The organism is Pseudoalteromonas sp. c7(2019), from assembly GCF_011378625.1.
GTDB lineage: Bacteria > Pseudomonadota > Gammaproteobacteria > Enterobacterales > Alteromonadaceae > Pseudoalteromonas > Pseudoalteromonas arctica.
On record NZ_WTKS01000001.1, the window covers coordinates 22849 to 44966 of the forward strand.

At 36.2% G+C, this 22118-nt stretch carries 20 protein-coding genes; 11 read left to right on the forward strand and 9 right to left on the reverse strand.

From position 1 onward, the window contains the following. Positions 1–27 precede the first annotated feature (27 nt). Complete coding sequence (locus GQR38_RS00100) at positions 28–765, reverse strand: hypothetical protein (protein WP_165722347.1); 738 nt, start codon at positions 763–765, stop codon at positions 28–30. Positions 766–1046: 281 nt separating this feature from the next. On the opposite strand from GQR38_RS00100, the gene GQR38_RS00105 reads away from it, so the two are divergent. Continuing rightward, positions 1047–3896: a UvrD-helicase domain-containing protein gene (locus tag GQR38_RS00105; protein WP_165722345.1), complete on the forward strand. Its 2850-nt coding sequence runs from the start codon at positions 1047–1049 to the stop codon at positions 3894–3896. Positions 3897–4022: 126 nt separating this feature from the next. After that, positions 4023–6293: an EAL domain-containing protein gene (locus GQR38_RS20370; RefSeq protein WP_197183805.1), complete on the forward strand. Its 2271-nt coding sequence runs from the start codon at positions 4023–4025 to the stop codon at positions 6291–6293. Between the two features lie 77 nt (positions 6294–6370). On the opposite strand, the gene GQR38_RS00115 is transcribed toward GQR38_RS20370, so the two are convergent. From GQR38_RS00115 to GQR38_RS00125, 3 genes are all read right to left on the reverse strand, one after another. Continuing rightward, the gene (locus GQR38_RS00115; protein WP_165722344.1) at positions 6371–6769 is read right to left on the reverse strand and encodes a hypothetical protein; all 399 of its coding nucleotides are present in this window, start codon (positions 6767–6769) and stop codon (positions 6371–6373) included. A gap of 1 nt (position 6770) precedes the next feature. Further along, a complete protein-coding gene (locus GQR38_RS00120) occupies positions 6771–7685 on the reverse strand; it encodes a zinc dependent phospholipase C family protein (protein WP_165722342.1) in 915 nt (304 codons plus the stop codon). 96 nt (positions 7686–7781) lie between these two features. Then, complete coding sequence (locus GQR38_RS00125) at positions 7782–8369, reverse strand: hypothetical protein (protein ID WP_165722340.1); 588 nt, start codon at positions 8367–8369, stop codon at positions 7782–7784. A 262-nt stretch (positions 8370–8631) separates the two neighbouring features. Here GQR38_RS00125 and GQR38_RS00130 point away from each other — a divergent pair, with 262 nt between their 5' ends. Together GQR38_RS00130 and GQR38_RS00135 are read left to right on the forward strand one after the other, a co-directional pair. After that, positions 8632–10269, forward strand: coding sequence for a cyanophycinase (locus GQR38_RS00130; protein ID WP_165722338.1), 1638 nt, complete (start codon positions 8632–8634; stop codon positions 10267–10269). 103 nt (positions 10270–10372) lie between these two features. Beyond that, positions 10373–10621: a hypothetical protein gene (locus tag GQR38_RS00135; protein WP_007580368.1), complete on the forward strand. Its 249-nt coding sequence runs from the start codon at positions 10373–10375 to the stop codon at positions 10619–10621. A gap of 73 nt (positions 10622–10694) precedes the next feature. On the opposite strand, the gene GQR38_RS00140 is transcribed toward GQR38_RS00135, so the two are convergent. The 3 genes from GQR38_RS00140 to GQR38_RS00150 form a co-directional block, all read right to left on the reverse strand. Beyond that, positions 10695–11450: a DUF1266 domain-containing protein gene (locus GQR38_RS00140; RefSeq protein WP_165722337.1), complete on the reverse strand. Its 756-nt coding sequence runs from the start codon at positions 11448–11450 to the stop codon at positions 10695–10697. Beyond that, positions 11434–13545, reverse strand: coding sequence for a CDC27 family protein (locus GQR38_RS00145; RefSeq protein ID WP_165722335.1), 2112 nt, complete (start codon positions 13543–13545; stop codon positions 11434–11436). Before GQR38_RS00145 ends, GQR38_RS00140 begins: the two co-directional genes overlap by 17 nt. An 88-nt stretch (positions 13546–13633) precedes the next feature. Beyond that, positions 13634–15292, reverse strand: coding sequence for a molecular chaperone HscC (locus tag GQR38_RS00150; protein WP_165722333.1), 1659 nt, complete (start codon positions 15290–15292; stop codon positions 13634–13636). A 698-nt stretch (positions 15293–15990) separates the two neighbouring features. On the opposite strand from GQR38_RS00150, the gene GQR38_RS00155 reads away from it, so the two are divergent. From GQR38_RS00155 to GQR38_RS00165, 3 genes are read left to right on the forward strand one after another with little or no spacing between them, the layout of a single operon-like run. Continuing rightward, the gene (locus GQR38_RS00155; RefSeq protein ID WP_165722331.1) at positions 15991–16335 is read left to right on the forward strand and encodes a hypothetical protein; all 345 of its coding nucleotides are present in this window, start codon (positions 15991–15993) and stop codon (positions 16333–16335) included. Positions 16336–16346: 11 nt separating this feature from the next. Continuing rightward, a complete protein-coding gene (locus GQR38_RS00160; RefSeq protein ID WP_165722329.1) occupies positions 16347–17330 on the forward strand; it encodes a hypothetical protein in 984 nt (327 codons plus the stop codon). 51 nt (positions 17331–17381) lie between these two features. Then, positions 17382–18131 carry a hypothetical protein gene (locus GQR38_RS00165; protein WP_165722327.1) on the forward strand — a complete coding sequence of 250 codons (750 nt, stop codon included), beginning with the start codon at positions 17382–17384 and terminating at the stop codon, positions 18129–18131. 128 nt (positions 18132–18259) lie between these two features. On the opposite strand, the gene GQR38_RS00170 is transcribed toward GQR38_RS00165, so the two are convergent. Next, positions 18260–18496 carry a hypothetical protein gene (locus tag GQR38_RS00170; protein WP_165722325.1) on the reverse strand — a complete coding sequence of 79 codons (237 nt, stop codon included), beginning with the start codon at positions 18494–18496 and terminating at the stop codon, positions 18260–18262. Between the two features lie 108 nt (positions 18497–18604). Here GQR38_RS00170 and GQR38_RS00175 point away from each other — a divergent pair, with 108 nt between their 5' ends. Continuing rightward, entirely contained in the window at positions 18605–19219 is a 615-nt protein-coding gene (locus GQR38_RS00175; protein ID WP_165722323.1) for a Fic family protein, read from the forward strand. On the opposite strand, the gene GQR38_RS00180 is transcribed toward GQR38_RS00175, so the two are convergent. Then, complete coding sequence (locus GQR38_RS00180) at positions 19212–19364, reverse strand: hypothetical protein (protein WP_165722321.1); 153 nt, start codon at positions 19362–19364, stop codon at positions 19212–19214. The two genes, GQR38_RS00175 and GQR38_RS00180, sit on opposite strands and share 8 nt — an antisense overlap. Positions 19365–19755: 391 nt before the next feature. Here GQR38_RS00180 and GQR38_RS00185 point away from each other — a divergent pair, with 391 nt between their 5' ends. The 3 genes from GQR38_RS00185 to GQR38_RS00195 all read left to right on the forward strand — a co-directional run bounded on the left by GQR38_RS00185 (position 19756) and on the right by GQR38_RS00195 (position 22095). Next, entirely contained in the window at positions 19756–21021 is a 1266-nt protein-coding gene (locus GQR38_RS00185; protein ID WP_165722319.1) for a tyrosine-type recombinase/integrase, read from the forward strand. 244 nt (positions 21022–21265) lie between these two features. Beyond that, complete coding sequence (locus tag GQR38_RS00190; RefSeq protein ID WP_165722318.1) at positions 21266–21640, forward strand: hypothetical protein; 375 nt, start codon at positions 21266–21268, stop codon at positions 21638–21640. A 107-nt stretch (positions 21641–21747) separates the two neighbouring features. After that, positions 21748–22095, forward strand: a complete 348-nt coding sequence (locus tag GQR38_RS00195) for a hypothetical protein (RefSeq protein ID WP_165722316.1) — start codon at positions 21748–21750, stop codon at positions 22093–22095. The last annotated feature ends 23 nt before the right edge of the window (positions 22096–22118 follow it).

Consider the following 22118-nt stretch of genomic DNA (forward strand, 5'->3'; position numbering starts at 1 on the left):
TTAACGCTGAGTAAATTAGCGTGCAAATTAAAACGTTAATGTCATATTTTTTATAGCGCGCGATTGCTGGGATTTAATATAACTTTGGTTTGCGTATTCACCCGAAATACTACCGAATCGATCGCGTTTTACACTAATCGTTAAATCACACGTTTTACTTTGATCTACTTGCGAGCTGCTAAACATTTGCAAACTTTGCAAATCTATTTCAAGGTAAGAAGTGTTAAGCGCAAAAAGTGTTGATTGTAAAAGTGTTTCATTATTATTGTTAGTACAGCTACTGCTCAGTTCTACTTGGCTAGTACTATTAGGATCAGTGCCATCTAACTGGACTGTAAGGGGACTATTAATATCAAAATTTTGATCGTTACTTGGGGTTAAAATAATAAAATTTAAAGGCAACTCAACGCTCGAATTAGCATTTATGCCATCGTCTCGTTTAAATTTTATATCAAACTGTTGGTTGTCGTCAGTGGCATTTATATATGCTTGGTAATCAACGTCTAAAAAGTCGGTATCTTTTGTAAGTACAATAGCGGTGCTATTAACAACAGCTTGTAATGAGTCGCTATCGCTTAAAACAATGTTAGAGCCATTAGCGTCGCCTGCATTTAGTTCGGCGTTAACACGCGTGCGGTTACCGTCAGAAACCAGTTCAAAACCTGCCCAAATACCTTTTGTTTTTACTAAATCCGACTCTGTTTCTGACGTGCAAGCGCATAGTGCTAAAATTAAAGCCGTTGTGGTAATGCATTTTTTAAGCATGTTAGCTCCTTTAAACCACTAAATTAGGCTGTAAATAATTGTTTAATAGGGGATATACCTAACAATTATATGAAGTATAAGTTTGTATGTGTGCATTGTTACACAACACGCTATCCATAAATGTTTAAATTTGTTAACGGTTGTAAATAAATCATTAAACACTAAGTTTTAAAACTAACTTACCAATTAAATTGTTTACTAAGTAAGCAGCGAATTAGCGCTAAATGTATTACAAAAGAGTATGTTACAATCAGGTAAAGCATATCTTCATATTGAGTATTATGGCGCAGTATATTGCTACTCCAAGTTGGCTAGGCCGTTTTTTTACCCGTATTAAACACGTAGCTATTGAACAAGAGCGCCTTGTTGTGCATTTTAGAGGTGCTCCCGCACGGACATTTTTAATTAAAGACTTTTATAATTACTCAATACTTAAAAACCGTTTATTTAGCGCCAAAATTAATTTGTGCGACAGTAGCAATACATCAATTAGCTTTTTAAACAAATTACAAGCGAACGCTTTAAATACGGCCCTTAACACGCGGTTTTCAACCCTGCTTGAGCAAAAGGTAAATAACGCAAAGATTTCGCTTAAGCGCTATGCTTTAGATGAGTTTTTACGTGATAGTTCCATAAAAACACTTAATAATGATGTGTTTTTGCTTACCAAGCAGTACGCTAAAAGTACAAGTGTGTGGCAACAACACTTATCGCCAAGTAGTATTAAATTTTTAAATATACTAAGCACCACACCCAATACTCACGATGCAATTGCACAGTTGCGCCATAAATATGAAAAAAAACAACTAACTCTTAAAAATGACTTTTTTAATCAAGTAGAGTCAAATCCATTAACAACAGAGCAGCGCTTAGCGGTAATACGCGATAACGATAAAAATTTAGTATTAGCGGCAGCAGGCACAGGTAAAACATCTGTGATGGTAGCAAAGTCTTTAGATTTAATAGCATGCAATATTGCCAAGCCTGAGCAAATTTTGGTGCTGGCCTATAATAAAACAGCAGCAAATGAGATTAAAGAGCGCTTTATTAAACGCGCCACGCATGCAAAATTGCATACCAAAGCACCCACTATTTTAACATTTCATGCGCTTGGGCTTAAATTATTACAAAGTGCCAAAAAGCCAATCGAGTTGTCAAAATTTGCAACTGACCCGGTTCAATTAAATAGTTGGTTAACTGGGTGGGTAAGTAAAAAAATACAAACCGAGCCACAGTTTTTAAAAGCATTTGTAGATTTACTCCATGAGCCGATTGATATATTTAGCTTTAAAGATAATGCACAGTACGAGCGGTACGTACGCGATAACGAATACCGTAGCCTTGCGGGTCATAAAGTAAAAAGTTATCAGGAAGTGCTTATTTCAAACTGGCTGCATTTGAATTGCGTACCGCATAGTTATGAGGTGAATTATCACTTTAGCCAAGGCGCAGAGCTAAGTGGGCAATACCAACCAGACTTTTATATACCTCAATATGATATTTACTTAGAGCACTTTGGCATAGATAGGCAAGGGAATACACGTGCCGATATAGATAAAAAACACTATAACGAGCAAATTGCATTTAAGCGCAAACTGCATAAACAAAATCGCACCACCTTACTCGAAACCTTTCATTACAACTGGGTAGAAGGAAAGCTAGAGCAAGCCCTCGCAAAGCAATTAAAGCAGCATAATGTTGAATTAACACCTTTAAGTAACGACGAAATATTTCATACTTTAAATAACTCAGGGCAGTTACAGCAAGGCATTGATAAGTACATAAAATGTTTACAAGCTATTCGAGTGGAGCAACTAAGTAATAAGCAAATAGCGCAGCGCATCAAGCAAAGTGGTATTAAAAATTACCAGCAATATGCAAACTTGTTAGTGCAAATTCATGATGCTTATATAAATGAACTAAACGCGCAAAGTGCCATTGATTTTGACGACATGATTATTCAAGCAACAAAGGCGATAGTAAGCGGAGATTTTAATATTGTGTGGAGCCACATTTTAGTTGATGAGTTTCAAGATATATCAAGCGCGCGTATGGCTTTCATAAATGCCATATTAAAACATGGTAACGGAATACGCTTTACTGCGGTTGGTGATGACTGGCAAGCAATTTATCGGTTCTCGGGTGGTAATTTAGCGCTTACTACACGCTTTAATGAATTAGTGGGCAGCCACTCACTTACTATGTTGCAAAAAACATTTAGATATAACAATAGTATTAGTGATGTAGCAGGGCGTTTTGTAATGCAAAACCCTGAGCAATATAAAAAGCAGATCAGCACACATACACAAGTAACCACACCACAAGTTATTTTATTAGACGATTTATACCAAGGTACTAAATCGATAGAAATGAAAGTACAACAGAGCATAAGCACTATTCAAAAAAATGATGCATCAGCGAGCATTGCCATACTTAGTCGATATAGATACATGTTAAATAGCGTGCAGCAGCATTTAAAAGATAAAAAGCATACAAACTCTCTTTATTTTTGGACATTGCATAGTGCCAAAGGGCTTGAAGCCGATTACTGTATTATTATTGGTTTTGAACAAGGTAAATTAGGGTTTCCTAGCGATAATCAAAATAATGTGCTGGTGGAGGCGTTATTACCAGAGCAAGATGAATTCACTCACTCAGAGGAAAGGCGTTTGCTTTATGTAGGTATTACTCGCGCTAAACATAAAGCGTATTTAATTGCAGACCCTTATGCATGCTCAGCGTTTGTAAAAGAATTAGTAAATGACAATTATCCCATTCAAATCGCTTCAACGTTGTTTAATAAGTCGCAACTAAAGCAAAGAGAGTGTAGTACGTGCAGCGACGGTTTAATAGTGCCAAAAACGGGTCAATATGGTGATTATTATAGTTGTACTAATACGCAAATTTGCGAAACTAAATTACGAGTGTGTAAAAGCTGTAGTGGCCCATCGATTGATAAAAACACGTACTCACAATGTGTGAATACAGAGTGTAAAACGCAGCACCCAATTTGTGAAAAGTGTGGTCGCGAAATGCGTAAACGCAAATCTAAGCACGGTGAATTTTTAGGGTGCAGTGGTTTCGCTCTTAAAGAAGATAACTGTAAAAACACACGAAAAATGATTGTTTAACGGCTAACAGGTAGGTTTACACTTGTCTATTTTATAGAACTATGTAAATAGAAATTACATTCATTAGATTGATTTTAACAAGCTATCAATGTCTAATAGAAGAATGAGCTTTAACTGTTGTTTATTATGCATTTTTTCAATAGATTCTTTTTATTAAATGACCATTATTCAGCCCCTGGTCAGGTTGCTAATTGGCGAATAAGTGCACTGCGCATTATTCTATCATTAGTAATGGTGTTATGTTTTGCTGTGGCGTGCCACACGTACACAAGCGCTATTGAATTTAACTTAATTTATATTGTTGTATTAACAAGCAGCTTTCTTGCTACTGCATGTGGTTTACTTATAGCAAGTAAGCGTTTTTATCACTTTAGCGCTCATGCACTTTTAATAGCCATTGTAGCTGCTAGCGTGTCAATGAACTTATTTTTAACAGACCTAGAGCTTGCTAAAGTGGGCTCTATGTATATGTATTCTTGCCCGATAATCGCACTTATGCTACTTGGTTATAGAACAGCCCTTGCTTATGGCGTATTAAATATTGCGCCGTTTTATATGATCATCAATAACGTTGATGTCTCGGGTTTAACCGGCATAGCTCAACAACTTCCCGACGCTGACTTATACATTACAGGGCTTATATTTTTATTTTTTAACATTTGTATTCCCCTTGCTGTGGCGCGCACAATTGTGGCTGCTAAGCGTTTAAACAAAACAATGATAAGCGCTAATACACACCTTAAAGATAAAAATGAGCTTTATCGAAGCCTATTCACCGAATCAAATAAAGCTAAAATTATTGTTGACGAAAATCTTGTCATTACTGATTTTAATCAACATGCTATTGATATGTTTGGTATAAAAAAAGAATTAAAAGAAGGAAGCGTTAATCTTTCTCATTTATTTCCGGCCTTAGTTTTTGACGACTCTAATGCTCAAAATAAAATTGTGAAGTACAAAAAAAGTTATTTTAAAGCCAGTTATCAGCAAATAACAATGAGTACAAACTACCGTGTATATGACTTTTACGATTGCACGCAAGAGCAGCTCATTAAACAAAATTTATCGATGATGGAACAAGAAAATAAACGTTTACGCTTTAGAGACTCGCAAACAAAACTACCTAATAGAGAATGGTTTGAGCTGCAATGCGACAGATTAACAAGCAAATACCAAAAAGGTTTTTATATCGTTGTTGCGCAAAGTGCAAATAGTGAATACTTAAATTTGAAGCTCACTAAAGCCGACTCTCAAGCATTACTTATTAACGCGTACAAGCGTTTAAAAGCGATGCCAGATGGGCCGCTGTTGTGTGCTCATATAGGAGTAGGAAAGCTTGCTTTTATAATTGGCGCAAACTCGCAAAACGAGCTAGAAGATAAGCTATTAATGCAAATAAAAAATACATTAGATAAAACATATAATGTATTTGGCACTAAGTGTCAGCAATCATTTTTATTTGGTTTTGCAAAGTATCCTGATCATGGAAAAAACAGCGCAACAGTACTTAGCAATGCATGCGAAGCACTTAAACTAGCAAATTGTAATATGGCCCTTAGTGGTTATAACGAAAAACAATCACAAGCTTTTATCGAAAAATACGAAATTTCAATGTTATTAGATGAAGCGCTTCAGCAGGGCGATTTGTCGGTGCACTATCAACCTAAAGTAGATGCAACGGGTCAATGTATAGGGCTTGAAGCCTTAGCGCGTTGGAACAGTCCAATACTGGGTAATGTGTCGCCAGTGGTATTTATTCCTATTGCCGAAGAATACAGAATGGTTAGTCGGCTAACCGACCTGATTATTCAAAAGGTGTGCGCTCAAATTGCCGATTGGACCAAGGCGGGTTTACCGAGTGTGCCGGTGGCAATAAATATATCTCTAATTGATTTTAGCCAAACCGATTTTATGTCAAAACTGGTTAAATACCTTGCCGACTTTAACGTAAAGCCACCTCAAATTGAGTTAGAACTGACTGAAACCTCTCTTGAGGCAAACCAAGCGCATTCGCTAAAGCTTATGCAAACGCTGCAATCGTGGGGTTTTACTATTTCGGTCGATGATTTTGGGGTCGGTTATTCTAATATTGCACGCCTTGCCGATTACCCTATTAACAAGCTCAAGTTAGATCGCTCATTAATAAGCCAAGTAACGAGCTCCACGCGTCAAAAAAGTTTAGTTAAAGCGGTGCACGTTATGTGTGAAGAGCTTGATATTAAGTGTGTAGCCGAAGGAGTAGAAACCCAAGAGCAAGTAGCAATAATGACGCAAATGGGGTGTAAAGAATTTCAGGGCTTTTACTTTGCGAAACCAATGCCAGCCGAAAATTTTGCAGAACATGTTAGTCGCCATGGCTTAGTGTTTAACCCTAAAGAGATGACGGCTCAACTTTAAATGTATTTAGTGGGCACTATATAGAACATATACACCTAAGGTATGTATGTTCTATAAAACTAGCTGGGTTTTATTACCTAATTACAGAGCTGTTGGGCGTTTATGGTTATTTCACAATGATGAATAGCCTCAGCTCCCCAATGCTGTATATCTGATTGAGCAGTACAGCCTGCATCTTCAATTAAAGCAGTATTGGCATCACATAAGAGTAGCACTGCGTTATCATCTTGTACGTTCACGATAAGCGTGTATTCCCCAAAGGGTGCAAGTTTTCTTAAATCGTTATTAACAGCAGCTTTTAATAACTCATCAGTTGTTGAATAGGGTGTTTCACTAAATTTTAATGTGCCATCAACGGCTGTAGCAATATCTTTTAATTGTGAGGCTAAGTCGGCCATCGCTTCTGGATTGTTATTTTTTGAAGTGTAGCAACCGCTAAGTAATACTATGAGGCTTATACAAAGTAAGTGTTTCATTTTATTTGCTCCATACCGTCATCGTGTTGTGTTCATCGTAGCCTGTATCTAGGTTCCAATTTTTAATTGCACTGTAATCAGTATCTAAAAATACGGCATTGGCAATAACGGTTATGTAGTGCTGAATATTGCTAACGGCAAAGTCAAAAATATCGTTGTAATGCATAGGCTCGTGCGGCGTTTTTAGTTGTTCAATAAAAGTGGAATCTACTTCGTTTGGGCGAGGATAAAACAAGCCTAAATCAGCAGCAACATGGCGTGCACAGGCAAATAATCGATAGCTTTCTTCAACATTATTTACTACAAGCTGAAAACCGTTATGCCATGAATTAAAGTTAGGAGCGTGTTGTGCAGCGTAGCTTGGGTGAACCGTTAATAAAGCATGTTGCCAAATTTTTGCAATATCGGTATCAAAATTATCGTCTTCATTCGTACAAGATCCAATATTTTGTTGCACGCGGTCAGCATAACCTAACTCACCTAAATTTAAACGCTGCCAAATAAATGCATCTTGGTTCATTTCGCAGGTACGGTGCGCCGTTTGATTTTGCTCATACGGGCCTACTTTTAATTCAACAACCGGATGCACTGTTATATCCGCAGCAACATGGGCCATATAACCGCATAACCAAGCAAAACACTTTTCAAATGCTTCACTTTCAAGTGTTTTGCAGTATTCAATCATGGCTTTAAGTAAATCGCCTGTGTGCTCATAGTGCATTAGGTCGGCCCACGCATTTTGGCTAGGCTGCACTACAGCTAAGTAAGGATAATCGGGGGCTACACAGCCTAGTTCAAGGTATGCTTGGCGTTGGCTTAAAATAAGCTTTGCTTTTTTAGGCATATCCATTTTAGCGAGTGATTTGGTTTGCGTTGCAATATTAACGGCTGTGATGTGCGCAAAAGCACCTGGCATTGTCATATCCTTATGATTTATTAATAGGGGGACAGATTAACATTGAGAGGGGGTTAAATAAAGCCAAGTGAAGTGCTTGTGAGTGTTTAAAAGGGACTAAATTAACTGTTCAATTAGTTGTCCATCTTCGTACAGCTTAGCATATTGGCGTTTATGTTCTTCAAACAGATAGGCACGTAATTGCTCTTGTCCGCTATGAATCTGAGTGATTTTTGCTGCAATCCCTAGGCTACTTTGCCTAACGGGTTCTACATCTATCGATATGCTTTCTTTGTTGGGTAAGGTAAAGCTCATGTGCTGTAATTTTTTTAAGCTCTCTCCACTTTTTAATGGTTTTAAAAATATTCCAGTACTGGAAATCGATTCAATGTTAAAACCTTGGCTTTTAATATTTAGCTCACTCCAGCGCCAACTACGTTGAGTGCCCTTTGTATCAATTACTTCTGGTGCGCTCAAAGTGGGGTTAATTACACCTAACTCATCAATTTTTAATTGCAAGGGAAACCAAAGTTGGTAATTAGCAACTTCAGCAAGCAAAGTTAGATTAGCGTGGGTAAAAAGGTGAGCAATACTCGCGGGTATAGAGCTTTTCATTGTAAGCATATGATCGCGAGGGGAACGTTGTTTTGTATTTGGTTTGAATAACTCAGCTAAAAAATTTACCTCTTCATTAGAAAAGTCCATATTTCACCCTAGTTACATAAAACAATGCACCACCGTAATTTAAACAATGAATTTGATCAATAAATGCTCTGTTTAAATTTGTTTAGTTAATATTTACAAGGGCAAGTATGTAAGCTAAACAATTTATTTAAATGAAGTGCTTAACGCTATCGCTTTTCAGGGGCTTGAATTATTTAACATTTATAAAAATATATTTAGGCTCAAGTGGCTAGCTGTTAAACTACAACATATTAGTTTTATAATTTATATTAGAGTTTACATTATGATATGTGCATTTTTACGTGATCAACAGCCAAAGTTACTAGGTATGTTAGTGGCATTGTTTGGTGTTGGATATTCAATAAATGCAGTGGCTCAAGAGCAAAACCAAACTTTAATTTTAGTGGGGTCAGAGCTTACTACCTGTACTAGCGCAAAGCTTAACAATTGCCAAAAAGAGACTGCTATTGATGGTAAGTCACATAATTTATATGCTGTTAGCAACGCTCAAATAAAAAACATCACGCAGCACTGGCCTAATAATAACGTTGAGGCAAAAACGGCTGTATTAAAAACACTTAAAGCCTTGCTAGGTAAATCGTCAAATAGCGTATCTAAAACAGATTTATTATGGCTATGGCGCGATATAAATAACCAGCAATTAGAAAGCCTGACTCAGCAAGAATACAACTTTGTATTTGATATGCTAGAAGTGCCGCTACTTGATAAAAACGCTGAGCGCTTAAAAGAGCAAGTAAATACCGATTTTAATATTGAGGTCGCGACTAATAGTATTTTACAATTTGTGTCGGGCAGTTTAAAAGTTAATAACGCAAAACCCACCATGCTTGCTATTACGGCATCGAGCCGCGACCCTTATGAGTCGGCAGATGTAGCGCAGAGTCTTTTAGCACAATCAAATATAAACACTCAATGGTTAGCACTAACGCCAGCACTTGCTAAAGCGATTACGAGTAACTCGTGCGATGAATTACCCGCTCTCAGAAATACATTAATGAATGTGTATAACCGGGAAGCAATTTATCCAGAGTACACAAAGGCCGAATACGCTTTATGCAAAAGTGGCACTAATGCACTTGTATCACTTATTAAAAATAGTACCGGTGTGATGTTTAATAGCGGTAATGCAGCATTAACTCACAAGGTATTATTTGATCAAAACAATAACCCATACCCGTGGACGCAAGCATTGCAAACTCGCCCAGTAATTGTAGGTGAAGGCGCGGGCGCAGCAATCCAAAGTAAAGTGACGGGCATGCTTACAAATACGACAAGCCTTGAGGCACTTCGCAAAAATGAAAATAACACTAATGCTGGTGGACTTGGCAGCTTTAATTTTGGTGTACTAGATACTCAGTTTAGCGAACAAAACCGTACATTTAGGCTCGCAGCGGCGTTAAATAAAAACGAAGTAAAAAATACTAAAACAGAGATTCAACATGGTTTTGGTATTGATGAAAATACGGCTTTGGTTGTTATTAAATCGCCAGAAGGTAGTTTAATAACCGTAATAGGCAAAAGTGGTGTAGTGCATTTAGCTAACCAAGGTAAAGCACAACCTGAGAGTAAGAGCTATAGCTACTCGTATTGGCCTACAAGCAGTGTAATTGAAATTACCAATAACACGTTTACTCTAAGCAAGCGCACAATAGATGAGGCGTTACCCGCTATAAAAATACCTCCACTGCCAGTGCAGCGTTTTGGCTCAATTTTAACAAATTCAAAACTGCGATCACTTACTCAAGCTATGTGCCTAAGCCAAGAGCAAAGTGCGGTAGCTCAACAAGATGAGTTTATAATTAGCCTTACAGCAACGAGTGACACACAGTATCATCGCGTTAATGCAAAAGAGTTTGGTTGTGCGCTAAGCAATTTAGAGTTAGCTATAAAGTCGATTTAGTTACTAACCTGAGCCAAGGGTTTAAGTTTTTGGCTCTTCTCTATAAAATAGCCACCATAATGATTTAAAAGCCTAGCCAAGGCCTTACTAAAAGAGTTTTAAAATGAATAATGAAAATGACGTAATTGATACTTTAGCCGAACTAGAAAGCTTTTTAATAGATGTCGAAAACGGTGGTTTTGGACTTAAAGGTGTTGCCGGTGTTGGTATGGCTACTAATAACAAAGATGGCAGCCGTTTTGTTGCTGTGTTTGACGATAATCAAAAGCTACTTTTAGCACGCATGATTACAGAAGACGTATTCCAAACAGGGCAAGACATGGTACGAAATGGTGTAGGGCGCAAGCACTAATATTAACTTTACTGAATAACGCCACTGTAAAATGCGTTATTCAGTAAGTATTTATAAAATCAAAGTATTGAAATTAAAAGTCCATTTCCCAATCTAGTTGGCACCATGGGTGCTCGTCATCAGCTAATATACTTTGCAATGTAGTAGCCGTATCATTTATTTTTTCAAATAAATCATGGCTAAAATTAAAGTCAGGGTTTGGCTCGCTGTACGTTTCTTGAGTTGTAATCTTTTGCCATATACACCGACCAACTACATAACTAGTTGCATACTCTTGCCAGCTAATAAATAAGGTTTGTGCCAGTTTTCCAATAGGCTTAAGGTAATGCCATGCTTCTTCTTCGGTTAAAAAATTAACGCTAACAGCACAACGACATAAAAAAGCATAGCGGCCAATATCAAAAGCTCTAATACCACAACGAGCCAGTGAGAATTTATGTATTCCTGCCCAGTCCGACATAATACCTATAGGCGTATTTTGATAGGCAGTAGATTTATTCTCAATGTAGTATCTTGCTAATAAATCATTTCTGGTGAGTTCAGCCATACAACTCATGAAAACTTGGCTATTTGATGTGTTATAAAAGACATTTAAAGTTTCAATTAATTCTTCTTTTGTTGTAACGCCATAAGCATTATCTAAAATACTTAAATTACCGTTAGCAACTGACTCGTCAGTGTAGTTTTTATTGTGATGCTTTAAGGTATTCAATGAATAGCCATTTTGCATTGAAAGGTGCCCTGAGAGGCTAATAAGCCATAATTTTTGTTCTGGACTTAAGGTCGCATCATCCGTAATTACACAAGGTACTTCACTTTGATTGTGCATCTACAATCTCCTTTGTTGTTTGCAGTTTTAGGCATATATCATTGTAATTAGGATGCATTGGTTGTCCATGTTCAACGAGCTTTTCACAACACTCCACTGCAAATTCAAGTGAGTATATCCCAAGCCTCTGATGTCCGTATTTATCTGCGGCTAATATTAATATAGGTATTGCTGCATCATATTGCTCTAAGGCAGCTAGCGATCGCCCTTTGTAATAGTAGGTTTGAGGTAAATTAGAAAACTCGCTAATCGTGATGTTTGCGAGCTTAATACAGGTATCAAAATCATCTATATCAAAAGCTATGTGAATAAACTTTAAGCTCCAACTTGGTTGGTGTGTGATTTTTGGCATAGCTTGCTTAATCGCATAAATAGCGGCTTGTTTTATTTGCTTCACAATCGCTTTATCTTCGAAGTTTGCCAATTTAGCCATTAACGCATGTAGCATTGCCCAAGCATATTGCTGTTTATAGTCTAAATCAGCATAGAGGGCGTAACCCATGGGTTTATTGGGTTTTCCATCATGATCAGTCGCTGGAAGATCTAATGTTTTGAGTTCTAATTGTGAGTATATATTCTCTTGTACAGAGCCTAGCACGCGAGGGGTTTTATAAAACTTGTTAGGAGATGGTTGTATTTTTTTTGCGATAGTTTCCATTATCAAATTGAAATCAATTGAGTCTGGGCAATATATAAATAAATCAACCAGTAGTGGCCAAGGATCTATCTGTTTTTGTAAATGTAGATTCATAAAGGCGATAAAAACGTCAAATGCTTCATCTAAGCGTTCTAGCTTAGCAAGGCATAAAGCCTGTAAATAATTGCAATCAGCGTGAAAAATTAGAGGGTATGTTTGAGTCGTTATTAAAGCATCTTTGTAGCGACCATTTTCAAATTGTAACGTCGCTATTTTAAGAGCGTTACTTTCCTCATTTTTTTTAAGATCTTTTATGTAGTATCGACGGGCGATAATCAAAGCAGAGCGAAGGTCTATATCCTCAGGGCTAGTATAAAAATAAGAGTTTAAATACGTATATGCTTTTTCATAATTTTTAAGGTGCAAATAACACAGACCAATCTCTTTAGTCATATTCATCGCATAAAAACTTTTCATAAGTTCTCGCTGCGCAAGATAAATAGTGAGTGCTATATCATAGTTTTTAAGCTTAAATTCTGCGTGTGCTTGTAAATCTCGCAGCTGATCTATGCTTGCATCTGTAGGCTCTGGCAATGAGGCAAGTAACTTACTAATTTCTGTATATGCACCCAATGTCCATAAATAGTTAGCAACATAAAGATAAAGTGACTCGTCATTATAAAATACCAAATTAATTCGCTGCATAAGCGTAATTAGCTGCTCAGCTGTAAGCTTAGAATATATACATTGCTCTTCTATTAAGTTACGTAACTGAAGATGCTGCTGCAGTTGTTCAAAGCTAATATTGTGATCAATGTTAGATAGGGCATCGATTCGCAGTGGTAGGCTCTGAATATAATGATGCAGTGCAATAGCAAGTTCACGGTAGTGATTATTTTTATTGGTTACTAACTCACTAGAGATTTTCATACTCTCATCTAAAAATTTAAATACCGTGGCAGATAAAAAGTAATTCTCTGAAAAGAAATCAATTAAAGTAAATGAGACTTGCTGACTTTGATCGACATCCCAAAATAATGGCGACGAAAATAATAACTTCCATTGTTCAACATCGCTGCGAGATAACACATTACAATATAATTCATTGAGTGCTGCTTGCAGCTCTGAAATAGAGCGAACACAATTTAACTCGATAGGTTGAGGCTTAACTATTTCAACTTCTGTAGGTGCGGGAGAGGGCTCTTCTTCATCAAAAAATGACTCGTCAACAACGCCTTTTTTTTCGTGCTCATCTTCAAATACTTGATTGGGTGCTGTGTCTTCATTTTTAGCAGGTCGTTTAGCCTCTTTAATAGCTAACTCATATGCTTTTCGTAAATCTTTAAACTCTTCGGGAAACTCTGTTGGCGATGTTTTTTTTAGAATCTCTGTATAAGCGAGTTTAATAAGGCGTTTATCTGTTGTGGCTTCAATGCCTAATATTTTCCAATGGTTCATTACTTCACTCTTTATTTAATGCATGTAATTTTTTAACTGAAACTATTTTTTATTAGTTAACTTTAATAACTAACTTTAATAGCTAATTTTAATAACTAAGATAGCGCTTTATATTTTCGATCATACGCTCTATTTTGTGGTTATCGTGTGTTTCTAACACTTCCATAAATTGACCAATCGCCTCGCCAATCTCTCGCCTTTTATCGCCTAAATTTTCTTGGAATAAACGCTCTAACTTTGCTTTAAATGCAGTATTTACAAGTTTGTCTTTAGGCAAAACCTTAAGTGCGTTAAGTCGTGAAAAACGTTCACGTAACTCACTTTCACTCAAGCTTTCTTCATTTTCGCCTACATAAGTGCGGTATTTTTTGTCACTTGCAACATTAGTTACTTCAACCTCAAGTACACCATTAAGATCGTAGGTATATGTTAAATATAACTCTTGTATTATATTTAACGGCTCAAGATTTATTTCTAAATCGCCTAAAAACACATTATCTTTAGGGAGATAATGTTCACCCTGATAAATTTTAATGAGTACTTTTTCTTGTTCAGGGTGAGCTGAATAAACAGAACGAGTTTCGCTTACAGGAATCGTCGCGTTACGTTCTATAATAGGCAAAAACTCAGACTGACCATGTTTGTTGTTTACCTCCACGCCTAAAGTGAATGGGCAAACATCAGTCATTATTACGTCTTTCAATTCTTTAGCACGTGCGCTCATACCTGCCTGAATTGCAGCACCAGTAGCGATAGCATGGTCAGGGTTATATTGAGTTTGCGGTATACGTGAAAACACACGGCTAATTTGCTGTTGAAAAATAGGCATACGCGTAGCGCCGCCAACAAGAATAAGTCCATCAACGTCTTCAAGTGTTAAGTCAGCGTCAGACATCGCACGGTTAATAGGAAACTTAATTCGCTCAATTAACTCGCTACACAATGTACGATAATCTTCCAGAGTGAGGGTATATGAATACGTTTTTTCTTTATATTCAAAATTAAAGCTGGCTGTTGAATCGTTAGTTAATTGGCACTTTAAACGCTCGCACAACGACCAAATATTACGTAGTTCACTATCTGAGAAAAAACCTTTGTACAAATCGTTTTTCTTATAAAGATCTTCTTCAATAACGTTCGTAAAGTCGTTACCGCCTAAGTAGTTATCACCCGATGAGGCGTGTATTTCAAATATGTCGTTAAATACCTCAATAACCGACACATCAAATGTACCGCCACCAAGGTCCAGTACTAAGTAAGTTTGCTCACAGTCTTTATTATCGAGCCCATAAGCGAGTGCTGCGGCTGTGGGTTCATTAAGTAATCGCTCAACTTTAAGGCCTGCAAGTAAAGCCGCTTGTTGCGTTGCTTGGCGTTGTTTATTGTTAAAATAGGCAGGTACCGAAATAACGGCTTCAGTAATAGGCTCTTGTAAATAATGTTCGGCTTGCTCTTTAAGGCTTTTTAATAAAATGGCTGATAGTTCAGTTGCGCTATAATCTTGCTCGCCCAATGAAAAGGTTTTATCAGTGCCCATAAAACGTTTAAATTCACAAATTGTGTGTGCGGGGTGGGTTGCTAATCGATCCCTAGCGGCTTGGCCTACAAGAATATAATTGTCTTCTGACAAGCCAACAATTGAAGGAACGAGCACATTACCCTCCATATCCGGAATCAACTTAACCGCGTTATCTTGCCATATTCCCACTACGCTATGAGTTGTACCGAGATCTATCCCTATTTTCATTTTATTTCCCTTACTGAATGACTTAAATCATCGCTATGCTAAGTTACTTAATACAGAGCCTTAAATTCAACTTAGTTTTGCACCAATGCCATTGTACAGTTTAATTAAAAACCTATTATTAATATCTGATTGAAAATTATACGCCTAACTATGTGTTTTTAAACTTAGTGTTTGATATAAATCACGTTATATCAATTGCATATGATTTTATTCACTAATTCACAGAAACGATAATTAGCTCATCAATTTATATTACAGCTAAGCTAAGAAACATTTTAATAAAAATGGTTCCTTAAATGTGTAAAACTTTAAGCTAAGACCGTAAATAATGTTGGAATGATTGAAAAGCAAAGTATAAATAATACAAAAAGAGATTTAATAAATATATTTAGATGAAGATAGATAATTAGAGACTTGAGAGGGTGTTATAAATTGGTCGGTATGGAGAGATTCGAACTCTCGACCCTTAAACTTGCTAGTGTAGTGGTACAGTAATAGATAATTACGACATCGTATTTCTCGATATTAGCTTTACGATTGCAGAGAAATATTTTGATGTTTTAGAACCTGATTTAATAATAGGACCTGCGAAAATCAATGAAATTAAAGATCGCAACGTAAGAGCTTTTTATAACTTAAGAAATTTAGCTAAAAGATTCTCAGAGCAAAAAAATGATAAAACTAAATTCGCTTTATTGATGATTGCGGTTTCAACAGACTATGCATTTAGCCCTGGCTATTACAGTTTGTTTGACGAAAGCGCTGATGATTATGAAGAGCAGCGTGATTTTTATTTTGAACAGCAAGAAAAAGACCAGTTAGACCAAGAAGAGTTGTTGAAGCTTTTTAATAGTCTAACGAGTAATCCTAATATGTACTTGATGAATAGCTATACCTCAGATGCTTATGATAGCTATAGAGAACGCTATGCAAAGGGGTATAGTATATTTAATAAAACTCCAAACTCCCTCCCTGCACATGAGTTGCGAAGCGTTAAAAGTGAAATTTTAAAGTTACTTGGCATACCACAGAAATTAAAATAAGGATGTTAAGAATGAGTATTCAATTTAAATTAGAACAACCTGTTATTTATGCTGATATGAATATTTTCAGATATGTAGGAAGAGGTGATATTACAATAGTCGATCCTGAAAGGTTTGTTTGGGTATACTCGCGCGTACATTTAGATGAAATACATCGAAATTATCAAGAAGAAACACTACAAGGTATATATTTGTTAAATGCAATTGAACTTTGTGAGGTTATAGAAAATTACAAACCAACAGGTGGGTTATTTTTGGCCCCATTTAAAGATCCTTTCTTAAGATATAAAGAATATATAGATGCAATCACAGGGTATGAAAATACTGCTGAACACTTATTCGAGTTTATGATGAAAGCTTACGGTGCTGATAATTTTAAAAGTTTAGAATTGACACCTGAACAATTTAGAGCTGAAATTACAAAGCTTATAGATGGCGTGCCTGAAAATATACGTAATGACATATTAAAAGAGGCTGAAGAGGTCGCTGAAAAATTAGATTATAATATTCAGGAACATATGAAAGAACATAATCCAATTGATAAAACACGAAATGCTTTAGGTGTCACGAGTGTAAAACGTGAAAAATTAAAAGAATCCTCAAATGTAATCGATGATATTTGGAATTTAGTTGAACCATCAATGGAAGGTAAGCTATCAAAGAATCAATTTTTCGGTTTTGAACCAATACTAAATATATCAGAGAGTTTAAATCGTACACAACATTCTTCTATTCAAGCTGCATACACAATCCTAAATATTTTAGGTATAAGTCCAGATAAGGGGATGGCTAAAAAAGAGAAAATTAAGAATGTCTTTTCTGACTCATGCCATGCTGGATTTGCTTCATATTGCCAAATATTGTTATCGGCAGATCGTGGAATCATTAACAAGTCCAAACATTTATATCAATATTTAGGGTGCGTAACACAAGCTACGCTTTTTGAATATACAAAGGGAGTGAGCGTAAATATAATTATTGAAGATGAAAGTTAAATATTTAATTAATATATACTAATATTTTTAACTTTGACTAAAGGGATATTTATGTCTAATTCTAATAGTGAAACCTCACCAAAATGGCTCTTGATTGTACTTATAGCTCTTGCTTTTATGTGTATCGGTGGCGTTTATTTTTTATGGTTTAAAGGCGTTGGAGTCGGTTTAGGTGGAACTACTGAAACATGGTCTCATTTTGGTGCTTTCTTTGGTGGTGTATTAGGCCCTATTCTCTCGTTCTTCTCATTTTTAGGTATTATTTATACTGTTTATTTACAGTCAAAAAGTAATAAGGAACAAGCAAAAGCAAATGAGCATACGACTGAGGCTATTAAGTCATCTGAGATATTGAGTAAAGAAAATTTAGAAGAACAACGTAAGCAATTTAAAGAACAAATTGAGTATGACAAACAGCAAAGACTTTTAGATTTTTTGACAAAAATATTGGACGAGTTAGAAAGTGCAGGAGGAGATGTGTACTCCGATTTTGTTCCAAAAGAAACTAGCGCAGCTAGAAAGCTTGGTCCTCATTTCAATTTATATTCTTGGAAACTTCGAAAAACCTGCCCTGCAGTGAAGAGGCTCAGGGATAAATTAGGCATAGATAGTGCTAAATTAGTTAATCTACAGCTAGAGGCTGTGATTGCGCAAATTGATGGCTTTATTACTGAGATTGGACGTAGTGGACATCACTTTATTAACCCACATGATATTCCAGAATGCCTATATGTTTTACGAAATACAAAAGCTGCCTTTAATAGAACCTATGAATACTTGAACACAAAGTACAAACTATAAAATAATAAATAACCTGAAATCTTAAACCCGCTAATTAGCGGGTTTTTGCCCCATTCTATTTACTTGCCGAATTCGGTGTAGACTTTGGTTGATTTACTATCTGAGTCGCCCATGCGTGTTTGTCGGTCTCAGCCTTGCGCTTTTATTAGGCGTGCTGATAGGCCGCATATTTCGTGATATGTTGGGCGTTCTTCTGGTTTTAGATTGCTGTATAGGCCTAGTTGGTCGCGTACGTTTGAAAATTCGCGGCTGATATTTTTACTTACTATTTGGGTGATGTGGTTTACCAATGCACTGGTTGGGTTTGAGTTTTTTGAGGGAGCTTGTGCACAACGTAGTGTTCTGGACTTCTCATAGTGTTTCATATTCAGTAATTTTATTAAGCTTTGACTTACATAAAATGGGCAACGCTAAAGGTTACTTGCATTGGTTGGTACGCACTTTTACACTCATTATTTTACTGGTTCAATAAAATGTCTAAATACGAGAGTGATTCTGTTGAAGCGCAATATCAACCTGGATCTGAAAGGCTAGTTTTAGCAAACAAGTTAGCGATCGTTGATGAAGCGGAGATGGATGATGTTGAAGCCGTTCTTTTAATTAAGCTATATGAAAATATTTTTACAACGGTTGACTCAGAAAGTGTTACTTTTTCTTTTCAAAATGTGGCTAATTGGCATAGGCAATGGCTAGGTAATGTATATGAATGGGCAGGTAAAATAAGAAGTATTGATTTGGGCAAGGGCGGATTTCAGTTTATGTCGCCTTTACAAATTGAGAAAAATATTAGGTTATTTGAAAATGAGTATTTATCTCGATTTAATAAATTACCAGAAATGACAAATGAAGAGCTAGTGTCATTTTTAGCCCAGAGCCATGTTGAGTTTATTTTAATTCATCCATTTCGTGAAGGTAACGGTAGGATAAGCCGTTTATTAATGGATTTTTTGTGCAGTAAAGCTGGTAACGGAACGCTTGATTATAGCTTGTGGGACGAGCATAAAGACTTTTATTTCAAGTCAATTCAAGCGGGTGTAAATAAAAATTACCAACACATTGAAAGGCTTGTGAGAGATATAATTAAATAGCGAGCGAAAGAGACTCATATTTGAGTTTGTTAGCTTTTAGCTTTTTCTCTATTGTTTTAACTGTTTCGCCAGTTTCGATGGCAGTAGAGCTAGCAACAGATCTTAAAATCATACTTTTTGTGATTTTTTTCTTATCTTTACTCATTTTACCACCTCAAATAAATTTATATCTGGAATTAACCTTACACTTAGATACTCGTGATATCAATTAACGTTATAAGTATTATTTTACGGAAGTATTGAAAGCTCAGGATTAAGTTTGGATCTAAGGTTAGATGTTGTTAATTGGTCGGTATGGAGAGATTCGAACTCTCGACCCCTGCCACCCCATAAAAATTACCTGTGCTTTATCGTGTACAAAAGTGGCTAAAAGTGCTCTACAGTGAAGTGTTTACAGTGATTGTAAGTTATTGCTATTGAAAGGATTAAGCTTTTAAATTATACCTAGTGAACAAACGTGAAGTTTAGTGAGCTCAAATCAGCTCGTGCGATAAGTGTGCGACAAAATTTTTGACTTAACTCTAGGTGTGCGAAAAATGGCGTCAATCAAAGTAAAATTAACTGAATCTATACTCAAAAATATCCCTTTGGAAATTACCAAAATCAATGACACTGAGATCTCCGGTTTTTATTTAAATATTGGTAAGCCAAATAAAGAAGGAAAGCGCTCACAGGTATATTATCTATATTACCGCCTAGGAGGCCGAGGTTCGAAAGAAAGAAGACTAGCCTTAGGTAATTCATCGGTAATAACAGTTAGTGAGGCTAGACAGCTTGCTAAACAATATATTGGTGATGTGTCGCGTGGTATTGATGTTTTTTTACAAAAGAAAAAAGCTGCGCTGATTGAAAAGCAAGAAAGCGCCTCGCCGACAATCGCTGTACTTGCAAATGAGTTTATCGAAAGAGACATTAAAGCCAACCGAAAAGGTGTAGACCCAGTAATTAGAATGTTTGAAAAAGACATTCTGCCATTTATTGGCAACTATAAACTTAAAGAAATAACCCGCCGTGAAATTTTTAAAAAAGTGCTTGATCCAATAACTGATAGAGGCGCTAAAACGCAGTCTAATAAAACGTTATCCATCCTTAAACAGATGTTTAACTTTGGTGTTGAGCGAGATTTAATACAAGGCAATCCGATAAGTACAGTGAAAAAGAAAAGTGTAGGTGGCCTCGAAAAATCTCGAACCAGAGCACTGGAGTTTGACGAAGTGATTCAAGTTTTTGAACGCTTACCAAAGCTAGGTATAAGCCAGCAAGTTATTTACGCATTGAAGTGTATTACTTTAACCGGTTGTCGGCCAATAGAAGTCACAGGCGCACAATGGCAAGAATTTGATTTTGATAAAATGATATGGACAATCCCAGCCGAGCGCGTGAAGCAAAATAAAAATGGCGAAAGAACTCATAAAGTACCGATTACTCAAAATATGGTTATTTTGCTTGATGAGCTACGTGCAGCATTCGGCTATCTCAATTCTAAATATGTATTCCCGAGTACAACAACTAATAAATCAGGCCCAGGTGAACAACCGATTGACAGGCACTCACTTTCACGCTCCATAAGTCGAAAGTTAGAGCAATTGGGAGTCCCTAAATTTGTGCCTCATGACTTACGGAGGACAGTCGCGACTCGTTTAGGTGATACCGATATTGGGACTGACCCTATAGTGATTGAAAAAATACTTAATCATCAATTACAAGGTGTGCAGGGCGTTTATAATATGCAGGAATATATGGAGGCGAGGAGAAAAGCATTAGAAGTATGGGGAAGAAAAGTTATAGTGAAGGGATGTTAGATTTTATAATACTTCTTTATTTCTACGAGAGTAAAATTTAGTTAAACTTGACTGTTGTCGGCTAAATTGTAAATTGGCTGAAATTTTTCCTCAAGTCAAATAAGCAGCCTACTTAAAGAATAATATTTATAGATGGTAATAACTTAGGCTATTTGCTATTAATAGATGTAAATAAAATAAGGAGATTTCATTTAAAAGTATTGAAATGCTCCCTGACAAAGTGTTACGAGCATAAGGCAGTTTTGTGGAAAAAGTCACTACATTAGAAGTTGAAAAAGATTTACCAAAAAGTATTGAACAGCTAAATGTTCGTATGAAACATATAGAAACTATTGCAGAAACAATAGAGATGGTCGCAGAAAAAGGCTTTGCTACCGCTGAAAAATATTTTGATAATAAAGCAGAACAGGAAAAGCTAGATTCTGAATTAAGCGATGCTCAACATAAAAGGTCTGTATCTATTCTGTTAGTTGTCATCCTTTTAGTTTTCGTGCTTACAATGGCTGCAATGGTATTAAAACAATTCGATCTTGTTAAAATAATATTGGGCTCTACATTAGCTGTTGGCGGAGGCGCTGGTATTACTACTTTATTAAAAAAGAATCCAAGTTCTAAGTAATTTAATAATAGTTTAAGATTACAATTGTTTGCTTTGGAACTTCGTCTAAACTCCATTTAACAAGTGATGAGCTGATTTGAAAGTTAAAAATTTTGAAGGAAAAAGTAATGGATTTTGTTAGCAGCGCTATTATTGGTGGCGCATTATATGATTTAGTGTCTTCCTCTGTAAAACTAACAGCGAGCTATATTAAAGCTGCCTTAGATAATATTGTCTATATAGAAGACAAGGTGGCTAGTGTTTTAGCTGAGGAGTTATCCAAAGAACAATATAGAAATCTAGAATCTGAAGCCGAACTAATTACGCAAATAGATTCCTCTAGACTCCTTCAAGAATTAATCATTCAACTAAATGAAAAGTCAGGGACCGTTATTAACATTACAGCTAATGGAAGTGGTGATGCTTTTTATGGTGACAAAGTGATAGGCAGTAAGACTATTTATCATAATAAGTAAACAAGATCATTTTCCTCCTTGCT

Excerpts from the sequence above, each read along its gene's own strand:
- GQR38_RS00100 (WP_165722347.1), bottom strand. The coding sequence starts at position 765 with ATGCTTAAAAAATGCATTACCACAACGGCTTTAATTTTAGCACTATGC.
- GQR38_RS00105 (WP_165722345.1), top strand. The coding sequence starts at position 1,047 with ATGGCGCAGTATATTGCTACTCCAAGTTGGCTAGGCCGTTTTTTTACC.
- GQR38_RS20370 (WP_197183805.1), top strand. The coding sequence starts at position 4,023 with ATGCATTTTTTCAATAGATTCTTTTTATTAAATGACCATTATTCAGCC.
- GQR38_RS00115 (WP_165722344.1), bottom strand. The coding sequence starts at position 6,769 with ATGAAACACTTACTTTGTATAAGCCTCATAGTATTACTTAGCGGTTGC.
- GQR38_RS00120 (WP_165722342.1), bottom strand. The coding sequence starts at position 7,685 with ATGCCAGGTGCTTTTGCGCACATCACAGCCGTTAATATTGCAACGCAA.
- GQR38_RS00125 (WP_165722340.1), bottom strand. The coding sequence starts at position 8,369 with ATGGACTTTTCTAATGAAGAGGTAAATTTTTTAGCTGAGTTATTCAAA.
- GQR38_RS00130 (WP_165722338.1), top strand. The coding sequence starts at position 8,632 with ATGATATGTGCATTTTTACGTGATCAACAGCCAAAGTTACTAGGTATG.
- GQR38_RS00135 (WP_007580368.1), top strand. The coding sequence starts at position 10,373 with ATGAATAATGAAAATGACGTAATTGATACTTTAGCCGAACTAGAAAGC.
- GQR38_RS00140 (WP_165722337.1), bottom strand. The coding sequence starts at position 11,450 with ATGCACAATCAAAGTGAAGTACCTTGTGTAATTACGGATGATGCGACC.
- GQR38_RS00145 (WP_165722335.1), bottom strand. The coding sequence starts at position 13,545 with ATGAACCATTGGAAAATATTAGGCATTGAAGCCACAACAGATAAACGC.
- GQR38_RS00150 (WP_165722333.1), bottom strand. The coding sequence starts at position 15,292 with ATGAAAATAGGGATAGATCTCGGTACAACTCATAGCGTAGTGGGAATA.
- GQR38_RS00155 (WP_165722331.1), top strand. The coding sequence starts at position 15,991 with ATGATTGCGGTTTCAACAGACTATGCATTTAGCCCTGGCTATTACAGT.
- GQR38_RS00160 (WP_165722329.1), top strand. The coding sequence starts at position 16,347 with ATGAGTATTCAATTTAAATTAGAACAACCTGTTATTTATGCTGATATG.
- GQR38_RS00165 (WP_165722327.1), top strand. The coding sequence starts at position 17,382 with ATGTCTAATTCTAATAGTGAAACCTCACCAAAATGGCTCTTGATTGTA.
- GQR38_RS00170 (WP_165722325.1), bottom strand. The coding sequence starts at position 18,496 with ATGAAACACTATGAGAAGTCCAGAACACTACGTTGTGCACAAGCTCCC.
- GQR38_RS00175 (WP_165722323.1), top strand. The coding sequence starts at position 18,605 with ATGTCTAAATACGAGAGTGATTCTGTTGAAGCGCAATATCAACCTGGA.
- GQR38_RS00180 (WP_165722321.1), bottom strand. The coding sequence starts at position 19,364 with ATGAGTAAAGATAAGAAAAAAATCACAAAAAGTATGATTTTAAGATCT.
- GQR38_RS00185 (WP_165722319.1), top strand. The coding sequence starts at position 19,756 with ATGGCGTCAATCAAAGTAAAATTAACTGAATCTATACTCAAAAATATC.
- GQR38_RS00195 (WP_165722316.1), top strand. The coding sequence starts at position 21,748 with ATGGATTTTGTTAGCAGCGCTATTATTGGTGGCGCATTATATGATTTA.